This is a genomic window from Bacillus sp. A015 (genome assembly GCF_053851875.1).
In genome coordinates this window covers 177065-201915 of sequence record NZ_JBSPZB010000005.1, presented here as the reverse complement: position 1 = coordinate 201915, position 24851 = coordinate 177065, and the positions used below count along the sequence as shown (strand labels likewise).

General features: G+C 43.0%; 27 protein-coding genes. 8 read left to right on the top strand and 19 right to left on the bottom strand.

All coding sequences use genetic code 11. From position 1 onward, the window contains the following. Positions 1–246: 246 nt before the first annotated feature. From ACSLGF_RS06805 to pta, 6 genes are all read right to left on the bottom strand, one after another. A complete protein-coding gene (locus ACSLGF_RS06805; RefSeq protein ID WP_456003687.1) occupies positions 247–579 on the bottom strand; it encodes a hypothetical protein in 333 nt (110 codons plus the stop codon). Between the two features lie 112 nt (positions 580–691). Next, positions 692–1009: a hypothetical protein gene (locus tag ACSLGF_RS06800; RefSeq protein WP_456003684.1), complete on the bottom strand. Its 318-nt coding sequence runs from the start codon at positions 1007–1009 to the stop codon at positions 692–694. A 21-nt stretch (positions 1010–1030) separates the two neighbouring features. Continuing rightward, positions 1031–2740 carry a T7SS effector LXG polymorphic toxin gene (locus ACSLGF_RS06795; protein ID WP_456003681.1) on the bottom strand — a complete coding sequence of 570 codons (1710 nt, stop codon included), beginning with the start codon at positions 2738–2740 and terminating at the stop codon, positions 1031–1033. Between the two features lie 11 nt (positions 2741–2751). Next, on the bottom strand, positions 2752–3030 hold the full coding sequence (locus ACSLGF_RS06790) for a YwqI/YxiC family protein (protein WP_456003679.1): 279 nt from the start codon (positions 3028–3030) through the stop codon (positions 2752–2754). 1 nt (position 3031) lies between these two features. Beyond that, positions 3032–3433: a YwqH-like family protein gene (locus tag ACSLGF_RS06785; protein ID WP_456003677.1), complete on the bottom strand. Its 402-nt coding sequence runs from the start codon at positions 3431–3433 to the stop codon at positions 3032–3034. A gap of 182 nt (positions 3434–3615) precedes the next feature. Further along, positions 3616–4587, bottom strand: a complete 972-nt coding sequence (pta, locus tag ACSLGF_RS06780; protein ID WP_230030592.1) for a phosphate acetyltransferase — start codon at positions 4585–4587, stop codon at positions 3616–3618. Between the two features lie 241 nt (positions 4588–4828). Between pta and hemQ the strand changes: the two genes are divergently transcribed. Both hemQ and ACSLGF_RS06770 read left to right on the top strand, forming a co-directional pair. Continuing rightward, positions 4829–5599: a hydrogen peroxide-dependent heme synthase gene (gene hemQ / locus ACSLGF_RS06775; RefSeq protein ID WP_230030591.1), complete on the top strand. Its 771-nt coding sequence runs from the start codon at positions 4829–4831 to the stop codon at positions 5597–5599. 67 nt (positions 5600–5666) lie between these two features. Then, entirely contained in the window at positions 5667–6827 is a 1161-nt protein-coding gene (locus ACSLGF_RS06770; RefSeq protein ID WP_456003675.1) for an MFS transporter, read from the top strand. Between the two features lie 14 nt (positions 6828–6841). Here ACSLGF_RS06770 and ACSLGF_RS06765 read toward each other — a convergent pair whose 3' ends face one another. Continuing rightward, on the bottom strand, positions 6842–7321 hold the full coding sequence (locus ACSLGF_RS06765) for an Lrp/AsnC family transcriptional regulator (protein ID WP_456003673.1): 480 nt from the start codon (positions 7319–7321) through the stop codon (positions 6842–6844). A gap of 145 nt (positions 7322–7466) precedes the next feature. Here ACSLGF_RS06765 and ACSLGF_RS06760 point away from each other — a divergent pair, with 145 nt between their 5' ends. The 6 genes from ACSLGF_RS06760 to ACSLGF_RS06735 all read left to right on the top strand — a co-directional run bounded on the left by ACSLGF_RS06760 (position 7467) and on the right by ACSLGF_RS06735 (position 13566). Then, the gene (locus ACSLGF_RS06760; protein WP_456003670.1) at positions 7467–8699 is read left to right on the top strand and encodes an MFS transporter; all 1233 of its coding nucleotides are present in this window, start codon (positions 7467–7469) and stop codon (positions 8697–8699) included. A gap of 149 nt (positions 8700–8848) precedes the next feature. Beyond that, complete coding sequence (locus ACSLGF_RS06755; RefSeq protein WP_230030588.1) at positions 8849–9451, top strand: type 2 periplasmic-binding domain-containing protein; 603 nt, start codon at positions 8849–8851, stop codon at positions 9449–9451. Position 9452: 1 nt separating this feature from the next. Beyond that, on the top strand, positions 9453–10160 hold the full coding sequence (locus ACSLGF_RS06750) for a cupin domain-containing protein (protein WP_456003667.1): 708 nt from the start codon (positions 9453–9455) through the stop codon (positions 10158–10160). Further along, on the top strand, positions 10157–10918 hold the full coding sequence (locus ACSLGF_RS06745) for a glucose 1-dehydrogenase (protein WP_456003665.1): 762 nt from the start codon (positions 10157–10159) through the stop codon (positions 10916–10918). The genes ACSLGF_RS06750 and ACSLGF_RS06745 overlap by 4 nt, the downstream gene beginning before the upstream one ends. A 15-nt stretch (positions 10919–10933) precedes the next feature. Beyond that, a complete protein-coding gene (locus ACSLGF_RS06740; RefSeq protein WP_456003662.1) occupies positions 10934–12355 on the top strand; it encodes an ATP-grasp domain-containing protein in 1422 nt (473 codons plus the stop codon). A 17-nt stretch (positions 12356–12372) separates the two neighbouring features. Then, complete coding sequence (locus ACSLGF_RS06735; RefSeq protein WP_456003660.1) at positions 12373–13566, top strand: aminotransferase class I/II-fold pyridoxal phosphate-dependent enzyme; 1194 nt, start codon at positions 12373–12375, stop codon at positions 13564–13566. 212 nt (positions 13567–13778) lie between these two features. On the opposite strand, the gene ACSLGF_RS06730 is transcribed toward ACSLGF_RS06735, so the two are convergent. The 12 genes from ACSLGF_RS06730 to ACSLGF_RS06675 all read right to left on the bottom strand — a co-directional run bounded on the left by ACSLGF_RS06730 (position 13779) and on the right by ACSLGF_RS06675 (position 24824). Continuing rightward, positions 13779–14570, bottom strand: a complete 792-nt coding sequence (locus ACSLGF_RS06730) for an SDR family oxidoreductase (protein WP_456003657.1) — start codon at positions 14568–14570, stop codon at positions 13779–13781. 103 nt (positions 14571–14673) lie between these two features. Further along, complete coding sequence (locus ACSLGF_RS06725; RefSeq protein WP_456003655.1) at positions 14674–15129, bottom strand: dTDP-4-dehydrorhamnose 3,5-epimerase family protein; 456 nt, start codon at positions 15127–15129, stop codon at positions 14674–14676. Continuing rightward, positions 15122–15976 (bottom strand): dTDP-4-dehydrorhamnose reductase, encoded by an 855-nt coding sequence (gene rfbD / locus ACSLGF_RS06720; RefSeq protein WP_230030583.1) that lies wholly within the window; start codon positions 15974–15976, stop codon positions 15122–15124. Before rfbD ends, ACSLGF_RS06725 begins: the two co-directional genes overlap by 8 nt. A 3-nt stretch (positions 15977–15979) precedes the next feature. After that, positions 15980–16945 carry a dTDP-glucose 4,6-dehydratase gene (rfbB, locus tag ACSLGF_RS06715; RefSeq protein ID WP_456003653.1) on the bottom strand — a complete coding sequence of 322 codons (966 nt, stop codon included), beginning with the start codon at positions 16943–16945 and terminating at the stop codon, positions 15980–15982. Further along, positions 16942–17682: a sugar phosphate nucleotidyltransferase gene (locus tag ACSLGF_RS06710; RefSeq protein ID WP_456003651.1), complete on the bottom strand. Its 741-nt coding sequence runs from the start codon at positions 17680–17682 to the stop codon at positions 16942–16944. The genes rfbB and ACSLGF_RS06710 overlap by 4 nt, the downstream gene beginning before the upstream one ends. Before the next feature lie 2 nt (positions 17683–17684). Further along, a complete protein-coding gene (locus ACSLGF_RS06705; RefSeq protein ID WP_456003648.1) occupies positions 17685–18713 on the bottom strand; it encodes a PseG/SpsG family protein in 1029 nt (342 codons plus the stop codon). Beyond that, positions 18710–19450, bottom strand: coding sequence for a cytidylyltransferase domain-containing protein (locus ACSLGF_RS06700; protein ID WP_456003645.1), 741 nt, complete (start codon positions 19448–19450; stop codon positions 18710–18712). The genes ACSLGF_RS06705 and ACSLGF_RS06700 overlap by 4 nt, the downstream gene beginning before the upstream one ends. Further along, on the bottom strand, positions 19440–20564 hold the full coding sequence (locus ACSLGF_RS06695) for an N-acetylneuraminate synthase family protein (RefSeq protein ID WP_456003642.1): 1125 nt from the start codon (positions 20562–20564) through the stop codon (positions 19440–19442). The genes ACSLGF_RS06700 and ACSLGF_RS06695 overlap by 11 nt, the downstream gene beginning before the upstream one ends. Position 20565: 1 nt before the next feature. Continuing rightward, complete coding sequence (locus ACSLGF_RS06690) at positions 20566–21441, bottom strand: N-acetyltransferase family protein (RefSeq protein ID WP_456003639.1); 876 nt, start codon at positions 21439–21441, stop codon at positions 20566–20568. Then, a complete protein-coding gene (locus tag ACSLGF_RS06685; protein ID WP_456003636.1) occupies positions 21438–22616 on the bottom strand; it encodes a DegT/DnrJ/EryC1/StrS family aminotransferase in 1179 nt (392 codons plus the stop codon). The genes ACSLGF_RS06690 and ACSLGF_RS06685 overlap by 4 nt, the downstream gene beginning before the upstream one ends. 19 nt (positions 22617–22635) lie before the next feature. After that, entirely contained in the window at positions 22636–24048 is a 1413-nt protein-coding gene (locus ACSLGF_RS06680; protein WP_456003634.1) for a capsular polysaccharide export protein, LipB/KpsS family, read from the bottom strand. 5 nt (positions 24049–24053) lie between these two features. Beyond that, on the bottom strand, positions 24054–24824 hold the full coding sequence (locus tag ACSLGF_RS06675; protein WP_456003630.1) for a glycosyltransferase family 2 protein: 771 nt from the start codon (positions 24822–24824) through the stop codon (positions 24054–24056). Between the last annotated feature and the right edge of the window lie 27 nt (positions 24825–24851).

Genomic DNA, 24851 nt, shown 5'->3' with positions numbered 1-24851 from the left:
CTCCTAGTTTTTCAAAAGTTTATTCAGATCAGTCGATGGTATTTTACCTGTGAATAATATTGATGGGGCGTTGATGATGCACATGAGTTGTCCTATTTTAGACTAAAGTGACCAAGTCATGAACCTATAGAAATCGGTATTTTGCCAACGGTCAACTTGAAGCATAAGTCACTATCTCATAAATATAAAAAAGGCCCTCTTACACGAGGGCTTGGCTTGGATTTTAAAATTCTAAGATGTCAATTGTTACTCATCTGCCAGTTCCCATACTTTTTGACAATCTACTAAAATCTTATTTGGTGGATCATCATAAAGAGATATCTCCACCAAGGAGCTTTTCCCTTGAATTAACCAATCGTATACACTGCCACTGTTTTCATCAGGATGGGATAGAATATCATTTACTTGGAAAGCGGCAGCAATATATTCCGTAAAATTAATATCATCTTCATCTAACATATTGTTTGTTTCAAAAACCGTATCTAGTTTACCTAAAATTTTTAATCCACTTTTCCATTCCAATATCATATCTCTTTTTTCATACTTTATTAATGTCCCAATCATAGGATCATAACCCATCTATATCCTCTTCACTTGGTTATTCTCAGTCTTACGGCTTTAATGAGTACTCGACTTTCGTTATTATTTTATACAATCTGCCATGTAGATCTTAAAAACATTTAAAGATCAATTAAATTAGCTCAGCCCCCACTTGATTGTAAAATTTAACTTTTAGTCTTTCTTCCTCTTTCACATACATAATCAGAGTCCTGTCATGTTTTTTTATGCTGGTTACGTGAGAGAATTCACCCGAAAAAACTACAAAATCATTAAATGTAATACTTATACTGCTTGTTTGTTTATACACATCAAGGGATAAGATTAACTTGAAATTCAGATCGTCTTTATAAGTATAAATTAACTCTCCATCATCCAAATTGCCCGTAATACTAACTGGCTCACTTTGAAAAAGTTCTAACAAATCATATTCATCATACTTTATAAACATTTTAATTCACCCTTTTACTCATTATTTAGGGATAACTGTAATAACATCACCTAATTCATTTATAATAACTTTGACATCCTGTGTCCCGTGAACAAAAGTTCCTTTTCTATTACCAGGTATCTTATTGGTATTCTTTATAGCGTCCTCAATAACAGAAGGCGGAATATCTCTTGGATCTACATATTTTTTTATAAATTCACTGAATTCCTTTGTTTGTGGCTTATAACCTAATTCATCAGCTTTTTTTATTGCTCTTTTTGTTAAGGCTGCCCTTACTTCAGGAATATCTGGTGCCATTCTTTCTAGGGCATGTTGAGAATATTTTCTTTGATTTATTATTCCTCCGCCCTTTGATAAACTCCAACCAACTTGACCTGTTACGCTAGCCGTCTTCTCAACCCTCTTAACCACATTCTCCCCTTGATCAATCTTAAATACATATTTCCCGCCCTTGATGATTTTCATAAATGGGATAATAGAGGCGGCGGATAGGGCCTGGTCTGTGCTGCTGATTTTTTTGCTGGTTTCGGGGTCTTTGCCTGTGACGGCTCGGTAGCCGTCGTAGATGCCGCTGTATTCTAGGATGATGTTTTCGGCGGTTGAGACGACTTCACCATCTAGTATGCGTTTGACATTTCCGCGGCTGCGGCTTTCTGGGATGTTGTCGACTTCTTCTATTCTTACTTCGCCGTTTGCAATATACGTTCGAATGATTTGTTTATTGGCGTAAACGGTATATCGACCGCCCATATAATCAATGTCTGATGGATTCGAAACGACTTCATCTGCGATATCGAATTCTTTTAACTTTTTGATTCCTTTTACGTTGTATAGTTTACCATTTACGACCCTGATGTCTCTATGAATCTTATATTTCCCGCTTACGGCTTCCCTTTGCAATGTCGTAAGCGATGGATCGTTTGCTTTAACTTGCTTGTTGATGTTTCGGTGGGTGTCACCACGAACAACCGTTTCCACATTCGCCCGTTCTTTCTCCCCCAGCTTCTTAAGCATGATCATCATCGGATTGTCTTTCGGGTTGTCTATTTTTTCGTTCAATCCACTGATCGTACTGCTCACTTTTTCTTCTTTTCCATCTTTGAAAATAGATCCCTTTTGATAGCTCGTGATCTCGATTCTTGGACCGGTGAACATAGTACTCAAGGTGTCTATGTATTGCTTCATTGTTTGAAGGGCGCTTTTGGTTTCATTTAAAGCACTCGTTTGTTCTCTGTCAAATGCATGAAGCAGTCCAATGGTTCTTGAGGTCTCGAGCCAGGCTTTTTGATAGCTCTGCTGAAAAGCTGATTCATCTACACTTGGTAAATGAACAATATGACTGACCCTGCCGATGGCGTGGCTCACATCTGATACGGTCTCAGAAATCGCTCGTTCGGCTTTTTTTAAGCCTTGATCAAGTTCGTGTTCGATAAATGATTGTGAAATAAAACCGTGCTGATTTGATTCAAGGGCATGAAGTGCCTGCTTTGTTTTTTTAAGCGCAGAGCGATATTCTTCAATGACGACCTGAAAGAATTGCAAGAAAGGAATATGGCATTCTGCATAAAACGCTCGGATGGCTTGTCCTGCCTCTCCCTTGAGTGCACCATCAAGTGAGATGATGTGGTCGATTTGTTTTTCTAGTGAGCTGATGTTTTGTGATTGCTGCTTTAACGAATTCAGTGTTTGGTCAATTCCATTGATTAGCGCAAAGGCGTCAAGGGTTTTCATTCCGTTCTCCTTTATTTTCTTTTATGACTAGAAGCAAGCGCTTTGTCTGTTTCAATCATGGTGCTGACGGCTTGTTCTGTTTGTACAAGCTGTTTCTGAAGAATTTCTATATAGGATGTACTTAGTTCATTCAATTGCTGGTTGATCTTTTCTATCTTTTCTGTGGTGGAGAGCTCATTTTTCCCTTTGATGGTTTTTGGTAGTGTTGAATGGACGTGAGCGCCTGCTTGTTTTGCATTTTTTAATGCTTTGTTCGCCTCACTGGCATCTATTTTGATTTCTTTGCTCATTTTATTTTCCTCGTTTTTCTTCCAGTTGTTTTTGCTTCTCTTTTTCTATCTTTCTTTCAACTGCATGGATATCACGTTCTAACGAATGGATCTCCGATTTTAGGTCACTGATTTTCTCATCAATTCGATTCACTAGATTGGTCAGCTGTGCACCCTTTATCTCTTGACTGGCGGATGTCATCTCATCCCGAAGGCCATCAAACGTATCTGCCAGACTGCCAAACCATGTATGTGATGTAAGATCTGGATGAGTGATTTTCTTGCTGGCATCTGACAGGGCCGCTTTGGCCGCTTTTACTTCTTTTCGGCACATGTTGAGTTCTGTGATTTGTTCTTTTTTTATGGATATGTCTGCCTTTAACGAATACAAGGCTGTTGTATAACCGATGATGGCTCCAGACATCGTCAAACACCTCTAATCCTTAAATAGTCCTCCGTTATGTTACCATTTACTAGCACAAGAGGCATATGATTGAAAACGAATTCAACAAAAAATGAATCGTATGTATTGGGTTTTTATACCTATTTCGCACACAAAAAAGCTAGCTTCGTGTAAAAACGAAACTAGCTTTTTTGATCATCATATTAAAGTGCTTGAGCTGCTGTAATCAGCGCAAGATTGTAAACGTCTTCGGCATTACAGCCTCTTGAAAGATCGTTTACTGGTTGGTTTAAGCCTTGTAAAATTGGACCTACAGCTTCAAAGTTACCTAAGCGCTGTGCAATTTTGTAGCCGATGTTTCCAGCTTCAAGACTAGGGAAAACAAATACGCTTGCGTCGCCTTTGATGACGGAATCTGGTGCTTTTTTCGCTGCCACTGAAGGAACGAAAGCTGCATCGAATTGGAATTCTCCATCAAGTACAAGCTCAGGTGCCTTTTCTTTTGCAATGCGAACCGCTTCAGATACTTTTTCTGTTTCGTCTGATTTCGCTGAGCCTTTCGTTGAGAAGCTAAGCATTGCCACACGTGGTTCAATGTCAAACATTTTTGCTGTGTTTGCACTTTCGATCGCAATTTCAGCGAGATCTTGGCTGTCTGGAGCAATGTTGATCGCACAATCAGCAAACACATACTGCTCTTCGCCGCGAGCCATGATGAAGACGCCAGACGTTTTCTTTACGCCTTCTTTTGTTTTAATGATTTGAAGTGCTGGGCGCACTGTGTCAGCAGTTGAGTGTGCTGCACCGCTCACAAGTCCGTCTGCAAGACCTTTATACACAAGCATTGTACCGAAATAGTTTTCATCCAGTAATGCTTTTCTTGCTTGCTCTTCTGTTGCTTTGCCTTTACGTCTTTCTACGAAAGCTTGTACAAGCTCTTCAAAACCTTCATATGTATGAGGATCATACACGTCAACACCGTCAAGTGTAAGACCTAATTCTTTTGCTTTTGCTTCGACTTCTTGCTTTTTGCCTACAACAATTGGCTGCAATACTTTGCCATCTGCTAATTTTTGAACGGCTTCTAGAATGCGTTCGTCCATTCCCTCAGGAAAAACGATCTTTACTCCTTTACCTGCAACCTTTTCCTGAACTGTTGAAAAAATATCTGCCACTTCAATACCCTCCTTGATTTTACGAAAAAAAGCGTTCTCTTTTAAGCATACTCTTCTTCTACATAAATTCAAACTACCAACTTACATTATAGCGCTTACAAAATAAATTCTTATTTTTCAAACTAATTAAATCAATTTCCATAAAAGCTGTTTTCTTCGTTCAAGTTTTGATCACATCTTCATGTGGACAAACTATGTTATAGTTGGAACAGATGGAAAACTGTAAATAGGAGTGAAGGAAATGAGCGAACAACATACAACAAATGAAGCAGCTCAAACACTAGACGGCTGGTATGCGCTTCATGATTTTAGAACGATTGACTGGACAGCTTGGAAGCTGCTGACAAGCGATGAGCGTCAAGCCATTATTCACGAGTTCACAGGTCTAATGGAAAAATGGAAGACAGCTGAGCACGATAAGGCTGGAAGCCAAACAATCTATAGTATTGTCGGCCAAAAAGCAGATATTATGCTCATGATTTTACGTCCAACAATGGAAGAACTGAATGAAATCGAACTTGAATTCAACAAGTCACGACTAGCAGAATTTACGATTCCAGCCTATTCGTACGTGTCAGTTGTTGAACTCAGCAACTACTTAGCAGGAGGCGGCGATGGCGGGGACCCTTACGAAAACCCGCATGTACGTGCGCGTCTATACCCTGAGCTCCCTTCTTCTAAATACGTGTGCTTCTATCCAATGGATAAAAGGCGTTCTGGTAATGACAACTGGTACATGCTCTCAATGGATGAGCGTAAATCCCTCATGAGAAGCCACGGTTTAATTGGCAGAAGCTATGCTGGGAAAGTAAAACAGATCATTACAGGGTCAGTCGGTTTTGATGATTATGAGTGGGGTGTCACCCTTTTCTCTGACGATGTTCTTCAATTCAAAAAACTGGTTTATGAAATGCGATTTGATGAAGTCAGTGCACGCTACGGCGAATTCGGTTCCTTCTTTGTTGGAAACCGATTAGCAAACGATCAGCTGGCGTCATATTTCCATGTATGATAAACTCTTAAGGCTTCGGATCTCTCCGAAGCCTTTTTATGTATTTGTTTAGAAAGGTGATCTCATCATGAAAAACTTCCCCATCGCTATTTTTGCATTAACACTCGGTGCATTTTCGATTGGCATGACGGAATTTGTCATCATGGGGCTTTTGCCAAATGTCGCAAATGATCTCCATGTATCCATCTCTGCTTCAGGGCAGCTGATTACTGGATATGCACTTGGTGTCGCAGTTGGCGGACCTATTTTAACGTTATCAACTGGAAAAATGTCGAGGAAACGTCTCCTCATTCTGTTAATGATGCTTTTCGTGGCGGGAAATGCTGCCGCCGCTGTATCGACCTCTTATGGTCTGTTGATGGCCGCACGTATTTTAACGTCATTTGCTCATGGTACCTTCTTTGGCGTCGGAGCCATTATGGCTGCACGGCTTGTTCCTAAGGAGCGGAGCGCAAGTGCGATCAGTTTCATGTTTACAGGACTTACGGTAGCCAATATACTTGGTGTGCCGTTTGGTACATTTATCGGAAATCAATTCGGCTGGCGAATGTCCTTTCTTGTCATTGCCGTCATTGGACTCATTTCCTTAATCGGTATCATCAGCTTAGTACCAAACCAATCGAAGGAAGAAGTACTTGATATTCGAAATGAGGTATCTGTTTTGAAAAAACCACAGGTACTCGTTTCCTTTGCGATGACCATTTTTGGTTTTGCTGGTGTGTTTACAGCCTTTACATATATCAGCCCTATTCTGCTGCAAGTCACTGGCTTTCAGGAGAATGGGGTCACGCTCATCCTTATCCTCTTCGGACTTGGGGTAACCATCGGGAATTTAGTTGGCGGAAAGCTTGCCGACTGGAAGCTCATGCCGAGCATTATGGTGACACTTGTCCTGCTGATTGCTGTCTTATTATTATTTACGGCCACTTCCGCATTCAAGGTGCCTGCCGTGCTCACTATTTTTGTTTGGGGAATCATTTCATTTATTCTTGTTCCTACCTTGCAATACCGCACGATGAACATGGCACATGAAGCGCCGACTCTCGCATCGACGCTCAGTCATTCTGCCTTTAATATTGGGAATGCCGGCGGTGCAGCACTAGGCGGCCTCGCCATCGAAATCACACATTTACAGCTTGTGCCGTTATTTGCTGCAGGCGTGACATTCATTGGCCTCATCATAACGATCATGAGCTATCAGTCAGATAAACGAGTAAAAAGGACCTGAGATGGGTCCTTTTTTTATTTCACCACGGTCATTTCTGGCCCTTCTATTTGTTTCACACGCTCCTGGACCGGATGAGAAAAGGCGTGCTCTGACAAGACAATATGGGATACGGTTTTCGTAAATCCAGACACTTCTTGAATAAAGGCTTCAATCTCTTCAAGGGACGCGACAGACAGCTTAATGAAAAAGCAAGACTGTCCTGCCACTCGATAAGCAAAAAAGGCACGTGGATGCTGATTCATAAATGTCATAAAACGCTGATACTCCCCGTTTAACACCGTGACTTCCAGTAAACAGTCCATCATAAGCCCCAGTTTTTTATAATTGACCTGTACGGAGTAACCTTCAATAATCCCTGCATCTTCTAATTTTCGCACTCTTTCTGCTACCGCAGGCGCTGATAAATTGACTCGTTTGGACAATTCCCTCATGGATAAGCGGGCATCTTCTCTCAATTCGTTTAAAATATGCACATCAACATCGGTGATTTTCATTCGTACCTCTCCTATCCCAAAATCGTTCCATTTGAAAAGTATTTTATGATGATACTTATGATATGAAATGTAAAATAAAACTAAATAATGGTAGAATTTATTTTAACGGAATTGAATGAAAAAGCAAGTATGGAGGGATCACCTGATGAAAGAATCTTTAGACAGCCGGGCTTCTAAAACGTTTCCCATCACACTTGCCATTGCGCTGACACTTGGCGTCTTTGCGGCGGGATCGGAAGAACTGGTGATTTCACCACTGCTGCCTGATTTATCTAACTCCTTTCAGCACTCTCTTGATATTCTCGCCCTTTCCATCAGTATTTATGGGTTAGCTGTGTTGGTCGGAGCACCACTACTCGTTCCTTTAGGGGATCGGTATTCAAGAGAACTCTGTTTGATCATCGGGCTTTCTTTCTTCCTGATCGGAACAGTGATGTGTGCTGCTGCACCTAATTTGGCGGTGTTTTTTGCTGGCCGTGCCATTTCTGGGCTGGCGACTGGTGTATTTGTGCCAACGGCCTATGCTCTTGTGGGCGACCGGGTTCCTTATCAATACCGAGGCAAAGTGATGGGGCTCATTGTGTCGAGCTGGTCTCTTTCTCTTGTCCTTGGTGTACCGATCGGAGCCTTTATCGGTCAAAGTTTGAACTGGCGCTGGACATTTTGGATCTTCGCTATGATGAGTCTCATTGTATTGCTGCTCGTCATCCTTGAATCTCGAAAACAAGTCGCAACAGCTGACACGAAGGCACCTCAAGCTAGTGAAAAAACAGGCTCTTTATGGGGGGCTTTGAAAATCGATCGTGTCCCTGCCTATTTGACCGTGACATTTTGTAATATGCTTGGATTTTATGGCATGTACTCTTTTTTAGGAGCTTATCTGCAAAGTCTGTTCGCTGGAGGACAATCCACGGCTGGACTTTTGATCATGGCTTATGGAGTTGGCTTTTCCATGAGTGTATTTACCGGGAAATTAGCAGACTGGTTCGGTAAAACGCGTTCTCTCTTCTTTGTGCTAGGTGGAATTACGCTCGTTCTAGCCTTACTTCCTTATGCGCCGTTCTCATGGACATTGCTGATTTTTGCACTATTTATTTGGGGTGCGATGCAAAGTTTATCCGTCACGCTTCTCAGCACCGTTCTGAGCGACTGCTCCCAAACCCATCGAGGGAAAGTGATGGCTTTTTACAGTCTTGCTTCCAATCTTGCCGTTATGCTCGGTTCCGCTCTTATGGGACCCGTGTATGTCCATCTCGGCTATCATACAGTAGGGCTTGTATGTGCATTGATTACTCTTGTTGGTTGTATCATCAGCTTCGTCAGCTATAAACGTGAACGTGTCTTACATCAGAAACATAAAAACACATTTGAAACGTAAGCTCATTTCACTGCACATCTTGATATGTGCAGTTTTTTAGATCAATTTTTAATATCATCATAAAATACATTTTTTATAAATTTTGTTGACAACTGCCAATTCTATTTTTTATAATCTAGTAAAATTTGAAAACAGATTGGATGGTAAACATGATCTTAAAGAATGATGTTTTTCATTTCAAAGAAGAGCCCATCGTTTCACCTAAGATGTTTACAGTCAATACACTAGGCCCTAAGGGGACAAGCAGTGAATATGCAGCAAAACATTTCATCTCTCATTCCACCACTACACTCGGCACCCATACGAAACTATCCCTTTACGATACATTCGAAACTTGCATTGAACACACTCTCTCTAACGCACTTCAATACACTCTCGTTCCACACGCATACGAAGGAATCAAACACTTCTACATGAGACCTGACCTACAGCTTTTACAAATTTTCAGATGTGACACGCCCATGTATGGTTTGGCTGTCAGACCAGATTTCCCATTTCAAGAACAAATGCTCCACCATTTAAAAATTGTCTCTCATCCCGCACCTGTCAATTTGATTCAATATTTCATTCATCAAAATGCTGAATTTGAACTTGTCAATTCTACAAGTACTGCCGCCCAAAAAGTAAGAGACGGCGAATTTGATTTCGCCTTAACCAACGAGGTTGCCAGAGCCACATACGGCCTCACCTTCATTCGAACGTTTAAAAGCATACCAATGAGCTGGTCCATATTTGGAAAAGGAGAGATTTAATATGCAAACTGAACAAAAGACGCAAGAACGATATTTTCCTCAAGCGAAAAAAATAGAATGGGATAATGGCATCACCCAATATTCCACTGTACGAGGCGATACTGAAGTGTTAATTTCATACATTCCTCCTCACACAATCATAGAACCTCACGAGCACCCCGAAGCCCAAATCGGAATCGTATTAAAAGGCGAGCTTCAAATGATGGTCGGCCAATCTATCCAATTGCTCACCCCATTAGAATCAGCCTATATTGCACCGCCGTTTGTCCCTCACGGCGCATCTAATCTGACAGATGAAGAAGTGATAGCAATCGATATTAAGAGATTAAAGGATGGCGAAGAATATACGGCTCCTCCCACTTATTTCTTAGACATTTTCAAAACACGGGATTTACTCCCTGGCATGGAAGTGACCTTTTTTGTTGAGGATTGGATGGAGCTCATGATTGCCAACATTCCTGGGAATGGCGGAGAAATGCCTTTTCATAAGCACCGAAATGAACAAATTGGCATTTGCATCAGCGGGGGCTATGATATGACCATTGAAGGCTTTACAGAAAAAATGGAATTTGGCACCACCTATTTCTGTGATCCAAAGGAAGATCACGGTGCGATTAATCCAAAGCCGGAAGCATCAAAATCTATTAATCTCTTCTTCCCTCCCCGCTATAATCGCTTGAAGCCAAAAGCGTCTAAGGTGAAGAAATGAACATTGCCGGGAAAGTCGTCCTGATTACAGGAGGTGCATCAGGAATTGGACTTGCCGCCGTCAAGCTCTTCCTTGAGCACGGGGCAAAAGTAGCAGTGGCTGACATCAATGAGCAAAGCGGCAAACAACTCGTCGAATCATTGCCGCATGAGCATCTTGCGTTTTTCAAAACGGATATAACAAATGAGTCTGACTGTCATCAAACCGTTCAGGCCGTGCTGAACCGGTTCGGGACCATTGATGTTTTGATTAACAATGCAGGCATCGAAATTGTCTCTCCCATTCACGAGATGACGTTAGAGGATTGGAACCATATTCTACAGGTCAACCTGACTGGCGTATTTCTCATGAGTAAGCATACATTACCGCATATGCTTGAAAAGAAAAGCGGAAGTATTATTAATACCGGATCTGTCGGGGGTCTTGTTGGCTGGCCAGACATTCCTGCATACAACGCAACAAAGGGCGGTGTCATCCAACTAACCAAGTCAATGGCAATTGACTATGCCGCCCATCAAATCAGGGTAAATTGTATCGCCCCAGGAATCATTGATACGCCGTTAAATGAAAAATCCTTTTTAGACAATCACTCAGAAAGTCTCGAGGTGGTCAAAAAGGAAAAAGCAAAGGTCAATCCATTGTTACGTCTTGGACAACCTGAAGAAATTGCTGGCGTGATGCTGTTTCTCGCCTCTGACCTATCCAGCTATATGACTGGGAGTGTTGTCACAGCAGACGGCGGTTACACCGCTAGATAAAAAGGAGTGCTTTCATTGAGTAAAAAAACCGTACTTGTCATTGCTGACCTAGGAGGATGCCCGCCCCATATGTTTTATGAAAGCGTGGCTGCATCGTACCATATCGTTTCTTATATCCCAAGACCCTTTGCCATTACAAAAGGACACGCTGAGCTAATAGAAAAGTACTCCATTGCGGTCATAAAAGATCGTGATTATTTTGAAACACATCCCTCTTTTGAACATCCTGATTCTATTTACTGGGCACAGGATGATTATCCGAAATCAGAAGAAGAGGTTGTGGGAGACCTGGTCCGAGTGGCTTCCTTTTTCAAAGCAGATGCGATGACCACCAATAATGAATTATTCATTGCACCAATGGCGAAAGCCGCTGAACGTCTTGGACTGCGCGGTGCCGGGGTAAAGGCAGCTGAAATGGCGCGTGATAAAAGTCAAATGAGGGCTGCATTCAACGCCGCTGGTGTCAAAGCGGTGAAAACTCAGCCTGTCACCACTTTATCTGATTTTCAGAAAGCCATTAAGCATATCGGTACACCACTTATTTTAAAGCCTACATATTTAGCAAGCTCCATTGGCGTTACCCTTTTTCATGAACGAGCCGGCAGTGATGATCTGTTTTTAAACGTACAATCCTATTTGCAAACCATTCCAGTCCCAAACGCTGTGACATATGAAGCACCATTTGTCGCTGAAACGTATTTAGAGGGTGCTTACGAGGATTGGTATCAAGAAGAAGGCTATTCTGATTATGTCAGTGTTGAAGGGTTGGTTGTCGAGGGTAAATATATCCCTTTTGTCATTCATGATAAGACCCCTCAAATCGGTTTTACAGAAACGGCTCATATCACTCCGTCGATCCTAGACAATAAAGCCCAGCAAATCATCATTGAGGCAGCAAGGAAGGCAAATGAAGGGTTAGGTCTTGAAAACTGTGCAACCCATACAGAGATTAAGCTCATGAAAAATCGAGACACCGGACTGATCGAATCAGCGGCTAGATTTGCCGGCTGGAATATGATTCCGAATATCAAAAAGGTCTTTGGGGTGGATATGGCCAAGCTGCTGATCGATGTATTAGTCGATGGAAAAAAGGCTGAACTGCCAAAGCAGCTGCTTTCTGGACACACGTATTATATGGCAGACTGCCATTTATACCCTCAGCATTTCAAAGAGAGCGGACACATACCGCCAGAGGTCACGCATATCACCATTGATCATGTTCATATCCCGCAGGACGCTTTAGTTGGTGATACAGTGATCGTCAGTAAATCAGTCCCATCCAAAGGCACCTTTGTGGATCTTTCTTTATTTGAAGCCTTTAATGGGATCGTGTCTCTTGAATTAAAAGGATCATCCTCACAAGATGTTGCCTCGTCCATCCGCAACATTCAGAAGCAGGCAACCATTCAGTTGATGGATGAATTAGTGAAGGGATAGAAAGAGAGGCTGATGTGGTGAAGATGTTACCATCTAACATGATTGAACGGCTGCCTGAACAGAAATTTGGAACCGTATTTGAGAAAATTGCACATAAAACAAAAAACGGAGCGAATATCATAAATCTTGGTCAGGGAAATCCCGATCTTCCTACTCCTGCACATATCGTGAGCGCCCTTCAAGAAGCAGCGGGCACTTTGCAATTCCAGCAATATGCGCCCTTTAGAGGCTTTGACTTTTTCAAGCAAGCCATTGCAGATTTTTATAAAAAGGAATTCGGTGCTGAGATTGACCCCCAGAAGGAAATCGCCCTTTTCAATGGTGGGAAAACAGGTCTTTATGTCATGAGTCAATGTCTGCTTGATCCAGGGGATATCGCACTCGTCCCCGATCCAGGTTATCCAGAATATCATTCAGGAATTTTGATGGCTGACGCAAAGCCATACTGTATCAAACTTGATGAGAAAAATGGCTATTTACCGAACCTTTCCTCAATTGATCCGGACGTGTTAAAAAAAGCAAAGGTCCTTTTCTTGAATTATCCGAATAACCCAACTGGTGCTGTCGCAAATGATGCATTTTTTAGAGAAGCTGCTGCCTTTGCGGCCGCTCACGGACTGCATGTGATTCATGATTTTGCCTATGGTTCATTTCATTATGAACAAACACCGGTAAGCTTCATGAATGCTCCTCTTGGAAAAAGCGTAGGAGTGGAATTATATTCTCTATCAAAGACATTTAATATGGCGGGATGGAGAGTCGCTTTTGCTGTCGGGAATGAGGAAATCATTAATGCCATCAACGCCTTCCAAGACCATGTGTTTGTCAGTATGTATGGCGGGTTTCAACAGGCTGCCACCATTGCTTTGCAAAGTGATGATGGTCATATTCGATCATTGAGAGAAGTGTACCTTGAACGAATGAATTTCTTCATCCGTCAAGCAGCGAAACAGCTTGGCTGGACCATTGAACGCCCAGCCGGCGCCTTTTATTTGTGGGCTCCTATCCCTGATAATTTCGAGGATTCTCATACATTTGCTGACTATTTACTCGAACATGCAGATGTCGTTGTAACGCCTGGGGGTGTGTTTGGCGGACATGGAAGCCGTCATGTAAGGATTTCAATGGTTGCCCCAATTGACCAGCTTGCACTGTTTATCGACCGGCTTCACATACTCCCGATTCGCTTTCATCAAAAAACCTGCATGTAGCGGGTTTTTCAGATTGTTGACAAAGGGCTAAAATGAACTTTATTTTAGCCCTTTGTCTTCTTTTCAGCGTGATAGAAAACCTTTGAAGTCTAGGAAGGACGAGTACCGGAGCGGAGCGAATTTGACATTCGTGAGCACCGGCACGCAGGACTGACACCGAATGCGAGGGTTTGTCTACACGCTGAAAACCCGCATGTAGCGGGTTTTTTATGTTATATACTCTTCATCGAACCACCGTCGACAGATATTTGTTGTCCTGTGAGATAGGAGGCTTCCTCTGATGCGATAAAAGCTGCCAACGAAGCCATTTCACTCGCTGAGCCCACTCTTTGCATCGGGATACCTGAAGCGACAGCCTGTACAGCTTCTTCCCGCGATAATGCCTGTTTACGCATCATGTTCCCGATAAATTGTTCATACCGATCTGTTGCAATAAACCCTGGGTTTAAACAGTTCACCGTAATCCCAGAAGGTGCTAGCTGTGTGGCTGCATTTTTACTTGCATTGATAATCGCTGCATTCATCATACTGTTCGTAAACATTTGGTCACCAGGTTCCTTCCATAGGTTCCCGACAATTTGAATGATACGTCCATATTCATGTCTTTTCATCATGGCTGCCGCACGCTTCATCGTATCAACGTACGCAATGGCTTTTTGTGAAAAAGCTGCCAGCATCTGCCCACTTTCACATGAATCAAATGTATCTGGCTTCCCTCCTGGAATGTTATTGATTAACACATCCAGTCTGCCAAACTCTTTTTCTATTGCCGCAAAGGCCTCCGCCCTCACTGCTTCATGCGACATGTCACCACAGAAAAGAGCCACCGGCTCCTTTGTTTCGGTCATGTCCTGAATATGCCGCTGCGTCTGTTCTAGTGAGGATATATTTCTCGAATTGATAATCACCTTTACATCGTCTTGAGCGGCAAGCTTTATGGCGATTGCCTTTCCAATCCCTGTACTTGCCCCTGTTACAAATGCAATTCTTTTAGACAAACTCATCCACATCCCTTTTCTTTTTAACTTCATAAATATACATAAAATGACACATACAGAATGTATTTCAACAAAAAAAGACCTTTCTCCTGCGAAAGGCCTCTGTTCTCTATTTAAACGTCGTTTCCCAATCAAATCCGATCACCTCATCATTCCAAGCGATTCTCTTTTCATCTGGGTTTTTCGGGTCGTAGGATTCTGTTGTAAAATAAACAATTTGCAGCGGCGTCTCACCTAGTACACGGTAGCCATGCGCGACACCTTTCGGAATAAGAAGCAGCATCGGATTGTCCTCTCCCATATAATACACATCGGTTTGGCCGTTTGTCGGAGAACCCTCTCTCAAATCGTATAAAACGACCTGTGCATGACCTGCTGGAAAAAACCAAACGTCGTCTTGTTTTTCATGGTAATGAAAGGCTTTGATCACTCCAGGAAAGCTTTTCGACCACGACGCCTGCCCAAAGCGCTTCAGCATCGGTTCATCATCTCGAATGAGCTCTGCAAAAAAACCGCGATCATCACAATGTTTCATGAGTTTTTTCGTTTGTACACCATCAATCATGCTGATGCCATCTCCCTTCTTTCTGCAAATATTCGTGAAGTGCATCCTTCCAATGTCTTGGCTGCCAGCCTGTGGCTTCAATCGCTTGAAGGTCTAAAACAGAATAGGCTGGACGAGGTGTTTGGAAGCCGTACTCTTCCGTAGAAATCGGCTCAATGGTGGTAGACAGGCCGCTTTTTGCAACAATTTCTGACGCAAAATCAAACCAGGAACAACTCTCTCGGTTACTGACATGATAAACGCCTGCCTTCTGATCAAATAAATGAATCAAGGCCTCTGCTACATCCTTTGTATAAGTAGGAGAGCCTATTTGATCATTCACAATGCGCAAATGATCCTTCGTTTCAGCGAGCCGAAGAATGGTATTCACAAAATTATGTCCCTCATGTCCATAGAGCCACGATGTACGGATGATTTTCACTTCATCTGACACAAGGTGAATCAATTCCTCACCAAGCTTTTTACTCTTTCCATAAATGGTTTGAGGGTCCGCTTGGGCATCGACCTGATAAGGGGTCTCCGCTTGCCCGTCAAATACATAATCTGTACTGACATGTAACACATCTGCCCCTACGTTCTTTGCTTCCAGCGCTGTATAATAGGCGCCAATGCCATTCACAAGATAGGCCTTTTCCGTTTCTATTTCACATTGATCAACAGATGTATATGCTGCCGCACTGACAACAATATCAGGCCGGAAGTGTCTCATCGCGTGTCTGACTGCCTGTTGATCTGCGATATTGAGCATGCTCCTTGTTAAGGCAATGACGCTGATGTTTTTTTCCTTGAGCTGTTTGCTCAATTCTTTCCCTAATTGACCGCCTGCACCGGTGATTAAAACTTTCATCCGTCACCCTTCTTCGCTCTGATCATATTTGGCACGATACCAATTGATCGTTTTTTCAATACCTTCTTCAAATGAAGTCTCCTGCGTCCAGCCGAGCTCTCCTTTTAGCTTACTGGCATCAATGGCATACCGTCTGTCATGCCCTTTTCGATCTTGAATAAACGCAATTTGGTCATGACTGATGCCAAGTTGTGTGAGAATGGTTTTGGTTAAATCGAGATTCGTTTTCTCATTGCCGCCGCCAATATTGTACACCTGCCCGGCTGTCCCGCTCTCCACCACCTGCTTCACAGCTCTCGCATGATCCTCTACATACAGCCAATCACGAATCTGCTGGCCGTCTCCATAAATCGGGATCTTTTCGCCATTGACCGCTTTTCTGATAATGGTCGGTATTAATTTTTCCTCATGTTGATAGGGTCCATAGTTATTGCTGCATCGTGTGATCATTGCGGGTAATTGGTGGGTGTGGATATAGGATTTCACAAGCAGGTCTGAACTCGCCTTACTTGCTGAATAAGGATTATTCGGTGAGAGTGGTGTTTGTTCTGTGAAAGCAGGATCATCCAGTTCCAAATCTCCATATACTTCATCTGTTGAAATATGAATGAGTTTTTTCGCCTTTCCCTTTAAGACAGCTTCCAGCATACGATAGGTACCGAGAACGTTTGTTTGAATAAAAGGTTCTGCCGATTCAATACTGCGATCGACATGCGATTCTGCTGCAAAATGAATGATGCCATCATAGGCTTCATCAAATACTTGACCCAGCTCATACTGCAGGGTGATATCCCCTTGAATAAAACGAAAATGAGGCAGCTTTGATAATTCATCCATTTCCTCTGGATGACTGGCATACGTTAATTTATCAAATACGGTGAGCCGGACATCTGATTCCTGAAGCAGCAGTTTCACAAAATTCAGTCCGATAAATCCCGCTCCACCCGTTATTAAATAAGACTTCGTCATACGTATCCCTCTTTTTTCTTCATCTTTTCAAATATTTTCGTAGATGCTTGGTGGAGAGATTCATGTGTTCCTGCATCAATCCACCACCCTTTTAACATATCATAGGTCAGCTGGCTGTTTGAGATATAGAGATTATTCACGTCTGTAATTTCTAATTCGCCTCGATCTGACGGCGAGATTTTCTCAATATATTGAAAGACTTCTTGATCATAAAAATAGATACCCGTGACACAATAGGATGAACGCGGATGCTCTGGCTTTTCTTCTATTGATAAAATCCGGTGGTGTGCGGCATCAATTTCTGCAATGCCAAACCGCTTCGGATCTGTCACTTCTTTCAAAAGGACCTTGGCTCCGCTTTCTTGCTGCTGAAAGGCTTCGACAAAAGGGCTTAACGCATCCTCAAATACATTATCACCAAGCATGAGCACAAACTTCTCCCCTTCTACAAAGGGCTTTGCATAGGATAAACCGTCTGAAATGCCAGAAGCCTCTGGCTGTACTTGATAAACAATGTTCATCCCAAGTCCCTGATCACCCTCAAGCAATTTTTGAAACAGCGGGATTTGTTCTTCTTGTGAAATCAGCATCACATCTAAAATACCTGCTTCTTTCAGTTTGAACAATGACCAATAAATCATCGGATATGGACCAACCGGCAATAAATGTTTGTTGAAAATCTTAGTTAATGGGGCCAGTCGCGATCCTTTACCTCCTGCTAAAATAACTCCCTTCACATCTACACATCCTTATGTTCTTTTTGGTGATGGTTCATGAGGTGTATAAGAATGTTTTTCACTCGTTCGGTTCCTTTTCCATCAATGAGTGTCCGTCCATTGAGATGGATGCTCCTGCGGAGAAAGTAGCTCCCGGACAGCCTTTGAACCGCACGCAATAGATCTTTTTCATCCACATGGTCGCCTAATCCAAGGTGTAGACAGGCTCCCTTTTGCGCGAAATTACTGGCTGTAACTGCTTGATGGTCTACTTGCGAAAGTACAATGCTGGGCACCCCGATACAAACCGCCTCATATAACGTCATGCCTCCTGCAACAATAGCCAAATCAGCTTCCCATAGACGGGCAGGTAATTGATCTGTATGGCGAATGAATTGAATATGCTCAGCCTCTACTTGTTCTTTGATATGAGCGGCTTTTCCTGTCACCGCTAGAATGTGTAAATGATTTGCTGTGAGGAGTGCTGATACAGCCTTTGATAACAATCCGCGCGGATCACTGCCCCCAAGGCTGATGACCACCCTTTTGCATTCTTTTCGAACCTCGTATGTGTCTTTTAATCGGCCAATCTCGTGATCTAACAATAAATAAGGTGTTCCATAAAAATATTCCGTCCCATTTACTTGCATGTGCTTCCCGTCCAGACCTCCATAAATACCGTTCACGACAGCATCCGCAAGCTGACAGGCTTCATCTCTTTTTTCCTCGAATAAGACCAGCCTTGCACAGCCGCAGGAATCCTTGATCGTTCGAAGGAACTGCAGGTCACAATCAAGGACATCAATCAGCAGAAGATCCGGCTTCAGCTCTTTCATGTCCTGCTGCAGCTGAAGGAGCACATTTGACTCCTGCACCATGTGGACGTGCCACGCTGGATGCGATAGCATTTCTACACAAATCCGCTCATTTGTATAGAAAAATAGGTCATTGCCTTCCTGAAGCAGCTCCCTTGCTAACCGTTTCATTCTGACGACATGCCCCATCCCTCTTAAAAAACCACCAAAGACAACAATCATAATTTTTTTGTTCATTCAGCATCCTTCTGTCTCACAAATTGATTCAACCGAACAATGTCTGGATCTTGTTCACAGATGGATATGAGTTCAGCCGTTGGCACAGCAATGGAACCACCAGCTTTCTCAAGTAACCGGATGGCAAACACGTAATCTTCTTCTGTATCAATCGTGAATCGATAAGCAGGATATGCAAGTTCTTTGGGCGGTGTGAATAATTGAAGGTGAAATTGCTCCGGATGCTTTCTGATATACAGCGTGACATGCTCACGCTCTGACTGCGAGAGGGGGAAATTGTCGATTTCACTTAAAATAGGTGCGTCAATCATTTCCCCGGAAATACCGAGTGGTGTTCCGTTCGTATACGTGTAGTCAGCCTTCTCCTGTCTATGTTTTTCAAGCATTTTCGACAAAAGTGCCGGATCTATGAATGGATTATCTCCCGTTAAACGTACAACAGTTTGCGGTTCAAATTGTCGGACAATCTGCGCAAATCGCTGAAGCACATCCGTCTCACTGCCACGAAACACCTTATAGCCCTTTGATAAACAATAATGAGCCAACAGGTCATCTTCTGCCTCAACCGTTGTGGCGATCATGAGGTTTTGTGTTTTGTGATTGTACTGGTTTGATTGCTTTACCCGTTCAACAATCAAATCGATCAGCGCCATCCCCCCGATCGGTTTCATTACCTTTTTTGGCAGCCTTGTCGAACCCATCCTAGCCTGAATGACAAAGAGCACATCATTGATCATTTTGGGACTCCTGCGTGAGCACATCTTTCCACGAAACGCCTGTATGGGGTGGGATGTCTCTCACAGCCTTTGCGCCAAGTAAAAGCTCCATGTATCGCGGATGCAGGCCCTGACTTTTTTGTCCTGGACGCAGCACGGCTAGATTTTCTGTAGTTAAGGTCTCGCCCTTTGCAATGCCTCTTGTCGTAAAAATGCCTCGATACGCAAATTCACAAATCTGACCTTCAATGGCTGTTGTCGTTTTATAAGAACTGCCAAGAAGCTCCTCGGGCACAGAATGAGCGTCTTCTTCTGTTTGATTTCGCTGCTTTTCTGCTGCTCGAATATGCTGAACCATTTCCTTTAATTCTTCAGGATCAAGGGCAAAGGAATGGTCCGCCCCAGGTAACGTTTTATCCACTGTAAAATGCTTTTCAATCATGGCTGCCCCAAGCTTCACAGCGGCAACAGGCGCTTCAGTTGGGTGCTCACTATGATCTGAAAAGCCAATGACTGCCTCAGGAAAAGCTGAGGTTAAGGTTTGCAGCACACGAAGATTCGTGAATGCTCTAGGTGCAGGATACTTTGCCACACAATGCATGATGGCGATTTGCTTATTTTGCTGGCTTGTAATGGCCTCATATGCTTCATGAACATCGGCAATGGTTGCCCCAGCTGTTGAAAAAATGATCGGCTTTTGAAAAGAAGCGGTGTGACGCAAAAGAGGTAAATGATTGATTTCATAGGATGCCAGTTTAAAAGCAGGCGGATCGGTTTGATTCAATAAATCCGCAGATTCCTCGTCACACACTGTGCTTAAAAAAGTCAGTCCCTTTTCCTCACAACGTGTTAATAAAGCCGGCAGCCATTCTGGCGGCAGCTCCATTTGTTCTACTAACGAAAAAATGGACACTTCTTCTCCTTTGGCCGTTTCGTACAAACCCGGTTCCTTTTGATACATCCGATCAGCTTGAAACATCTGAAACTTCACCGCATCGGCACCTGCTTCTTTTGCCACATCAATTAAAGCAAGGGCCTGATCCAGCTTTCCATCATGGTTAATGCCTGCCTCTGCAATGATAAAGACAGGCGCACCATCCCCCACTTTGCGATCTCCAATATAGAAATGCGCCATCTTATCTCTCTCCTTTTTTCGGCCACACATGGTAATACAGAAAAGTATTCATTGTCCTAAATCCCATCTTCTCGTACAGCTGGATCGCAGGGATGTTATGCAACTGCGTTCCAGCGGAGATGAAGCTATATTGTCTGTCATGAGATACTCTCATCATCTCTACAAACAGCCTTTTTCCGATCCCTTTTCCCTGAATATCTGATCTAATGGCAAAAAGCTCAATCCCTATTTTATTAGCTATGGCCTTTCCTTGAATCAAGCCAACCACTTCATCGTTCAGCTTTGCTACGAGATTGATATCTGCACGCCCATACAAATTATTCCTCATCCACTCCTGATAGAAATGCTGAACAACACGCTGGTCTAAATATGGATCAAGTGCATATCGGCTTTTCATAAAAGCCTGACCACCGAGTGAAACCGCCTCATCGTAATCCTTTTCATTTGGCACACTGATCACCACATCTTGACCTGATAATGACATCTCCATTTGAGCAGGCGGTGCCTCAAGCCTAGTGAGACCGCCGACATAGTAGACATGTGATAGCTTTTGGACAATACGGTTTTTTTCAAGATCAGCCGCTTCAAGGCGTAAAAAGAAGAAATCGCATTTTTCGGTTCTCATCCAAATGATGAATCGCTCCATCAATTCTTGAAAAGCAAGTGCTGATTCAGCTTCCACAAACTTCACATGAAAAATATGCTGATTAAAAATACCGCTTTCCCATTTCGACCATTCGTATAACAGCACCGCTTTAAGCTGGGCTCCGCTGACAAGGGCAAATTGTTTGAAACTGTTCATGTGTTCCGCCCAGTGATCATATTTCTCCAGCCAAGCGGCAAGCACCTGATCGTCTATTGCATGAACGACCTTCATGAAGATGCCCTCTTATCTTTTAAAATAGACAACACTGCGGTGATGACATCCTGCACATCTTCATCTGTCATACTTGGATAAAGCGGGAGTGAAAGAGTTCGTTTGTAATAAGTGAGTGATTCAGGGAAGTCCTCTGGTGAATAGTTGTAGGTTTGCTCGTAATATGGATGCAAATGAACAGGAATAAAGTGAACACTCGTGCCAATTTTATACTCCTTTTGTAGCTGATCAATCATGTCATCACGTGTGATGAATGCTTCTTCTGGATCAACTTGCAGCACATACAAATGCCACGCATGTCTTCCCTTTTGGTGGACAGGCGGTAAGATCAGACCTGCTTCTTTTTGAAAAGCCTGGTTGTATGCCTTCGCAATCTGTTCTCTGCGCGTCTGCATGTTTTCCAGCCGGCTTAGCTGAACGAGCCCTAACGATGCTTGCACGTCAAACATGTTCATTTTATAGCCAGGTTCCTCGACCTCGTAATACCACGTTCCCTTTTCTCCATAACGATTCCACGCTCCCTTGCTCATCCCGTGGAGCGCTAGTCTTCTGATTCGAGCTGCAAGTGCATCATCATTTGTCGTTAGCATGCCGCCTTCTCCGGTCGCTATGTTTTTCGTTGCATAAAAACTAAAAGCGGTCGCATCACCAATTGATCCAATGAGCTGATCGTGATACGTCGTATAGAGGGCATGGGCAGCATCCTCAAGCACAAACAAATCATACTTTTTGGCAATCGCTAAAATCCGGTCCATATCGCACGATTGACCAGCAAAATGAACAGGTACAATCGCTTTTGTATGTGGTGTGATGGCCGCTTCTACTTTCTCCGCATCCAGATTGAGTGTCGCCGGATCAATATCCACGAAAATAGGTGCTGCCCCCGTATGGATGATCGTATTGGCTGTTGCGCAGAACGTCAGGGGCGTTGTGATCACCTCATCACCAGCCCCAATGCCTCTCGCCTTTAACGCTAAAAATAGAGCAGCTGTACATGAATTGACAGCTATCGCGTGTTTTGCACCTGTCAGCTGCCGAAATTCTTCTTCAAACTGCCGGACTTTTGGTCCGGTTGACAGCCAGCCGGACTTTAATGTTCCAATGACTTCATCAATTTCTTCCTGTTCAATCAAAGGCAGTGCATAAGGAAGAAATTGTGTTCTCTTTTGTTCCATATCACTTGCCCCCCTCTTCTTATCTCTTAAAATCCACACCTGTTTTTGTTTTGAGCAGAGAAAGCAGAACATCGGTCGATCGCGCATGTGGATAATTTTCTTTGACAAAAAGGGCACCTTGCTGTTTCGCCAGCTTCATCTCTCGTTCATCCGACAAAGTAAGAACCGCTTTCTCAGCAAGTTTAATAGGGTTTTCTATATGATAGCTGCCAAGCGACTCGTAATAAGGGTATCTTCTGCCTTGTGACATCTTCCCAATTAGCACACTTTTTTCAAAAAGCATCGCTTCAAGACCGACTGTTGATGTGAGCGTAATGACCATATCCATATATGGCAGCAGGTCATACAAGTCGATTTCCTTTTTAATCAATCTCACATGGCTCATTGCTCGTTCAATCGCCTCATAATCATGCACGAGATTTTTGATAATTTCCAAAGGGTGCGGCTTGATGATCAGCTGAATATCTTTCCGTTTCGAAAGCGTTTTAAGGATATCGCCATAAAAAGCTTCTGAAAACGGCTGCGTCGCCACAAGTACTGTCTTTTTGGCTGGACTGAAGTTCAATTTACGAAACAGCAAATCCTGTTGAAGCGGCTTTCGTTCCTGCACCAAATCAAACCTTGGATGACCTGTCACCTCCACCTGTTCAGGCCGACAGCCTTTGTCTTCATACCAGTCCTTTTCATACTTTCCAAACACACCATGAGCTGTAGTGAAAATCGGTAAAAAGGCTTCATCACCCATGAGCGCACCATGCTGAAGACAAATACTAGTGATTTGACGCTTCACTGTTTGCAGAGCCAGCACGCGGCTGTAAACATCCTCCGTCGTACCGACAATGACGGCTGCAATTGGATGCTTATGAAATAACGCCTCTGTCTGGTCAATCACATCAATAAATTGCACAATGTCCTTCTGAAGTTTTTCTTTAAAAAAAGCATTGCCAAAGACAGGATGCTGTGCGTAAGGTTTCAGTAGAGCGTTTGCTTTTTTAATATATTTAGCATGGGCTTTTTTATTAACCTCTCCCACTAAATCCGGCTTGCTGATCACTGGTAATCCAAAATAATCAGCCTTTTTCCAGCGGGCCAACACCACCGTTTTGTTCGGATGAAATCGTTTATAATTGTTTTCAGTAAAGCGTAGGTGGTCAATGTGTAGCAATACCTTGCCCTTTTCTGAAAGATAAGAGATACGCTTCATCTTTTGTTTGTGCTGATCAAAAAATGGCTGAATCTCCTGCGGCAATGGGCAAGTGGTGGCCAGTTTGTGTCCAAACGTTTTATCTTCCATACATTCTCTAACCTCTGGGCTGATGTATTGATAAAAATTGCTGATTAACCCAAGAGGAATTTGACGGTAAGACAAGCCTTTCATTAAATTCACATACTCAAAGTATACCTGCCAATAATGATGAATATAGTGCGACATTCAGGTTACCTCCCATATCTCTTTTTTAATACACGACGGAGCTCCCAGCAGCTAGACTGCGGGGGAAGTGCTTTAATAAAGTCGCTTTTTGCTTTATCTGCTAATTGATAATGAATTGACTGTTCTGTGATGTAATTCGTATCCAGTACTTCGTTATAGGGGTAGAACGGATAGAAATGATTTAATCTAAAAAAGAACCTCGCATCTCCTATACAATAGTACCGTGGATTCTCATCCCAGTAAGATCCATATTCAGTATGAATTCTTTTTAAAATGGATGCACGATGAACAATTGAACAATGATCAATGGCACACGGTGCATTCCATTGCACAATTTGCGCAGGCCGTATGATTTCCTTCACTGGCTCTTTTTTGCTATTTAAATAGATCACTTTAGAACCAGAATAGACAATATTTGCTCTCGGACTGGCATCCAAATAACCCGTGAGCTTTTCCAAGCGATCTGGCGCATACACATTGTCATCTGTCGCATAAGAAATATATTCACCCTTCGCCTGTTCTAGCGCTTGATTAATGAGTACGGCATAGCGGGTTTTCGCTGTTCGTTCTTTCAGCGTTTTGGCACCGCTTTGGATAAAATGGACGCGCGGATCTTTGCGAAAAGGCTCAATAGCAGCCAGGGTTTTTCCGTTTGATCCATCATCCATGATAAAAAGTTCAAGGTCTGACAAAGTCTGGTTTAATATCGCTTCAATCGATCTGCCAACGTAATCCGCCTTGTTGTAGCTCGTCATAATGACAGTTACTTTTGTCAAATTTTTTTCACCTCGGTCTCTTTTAAA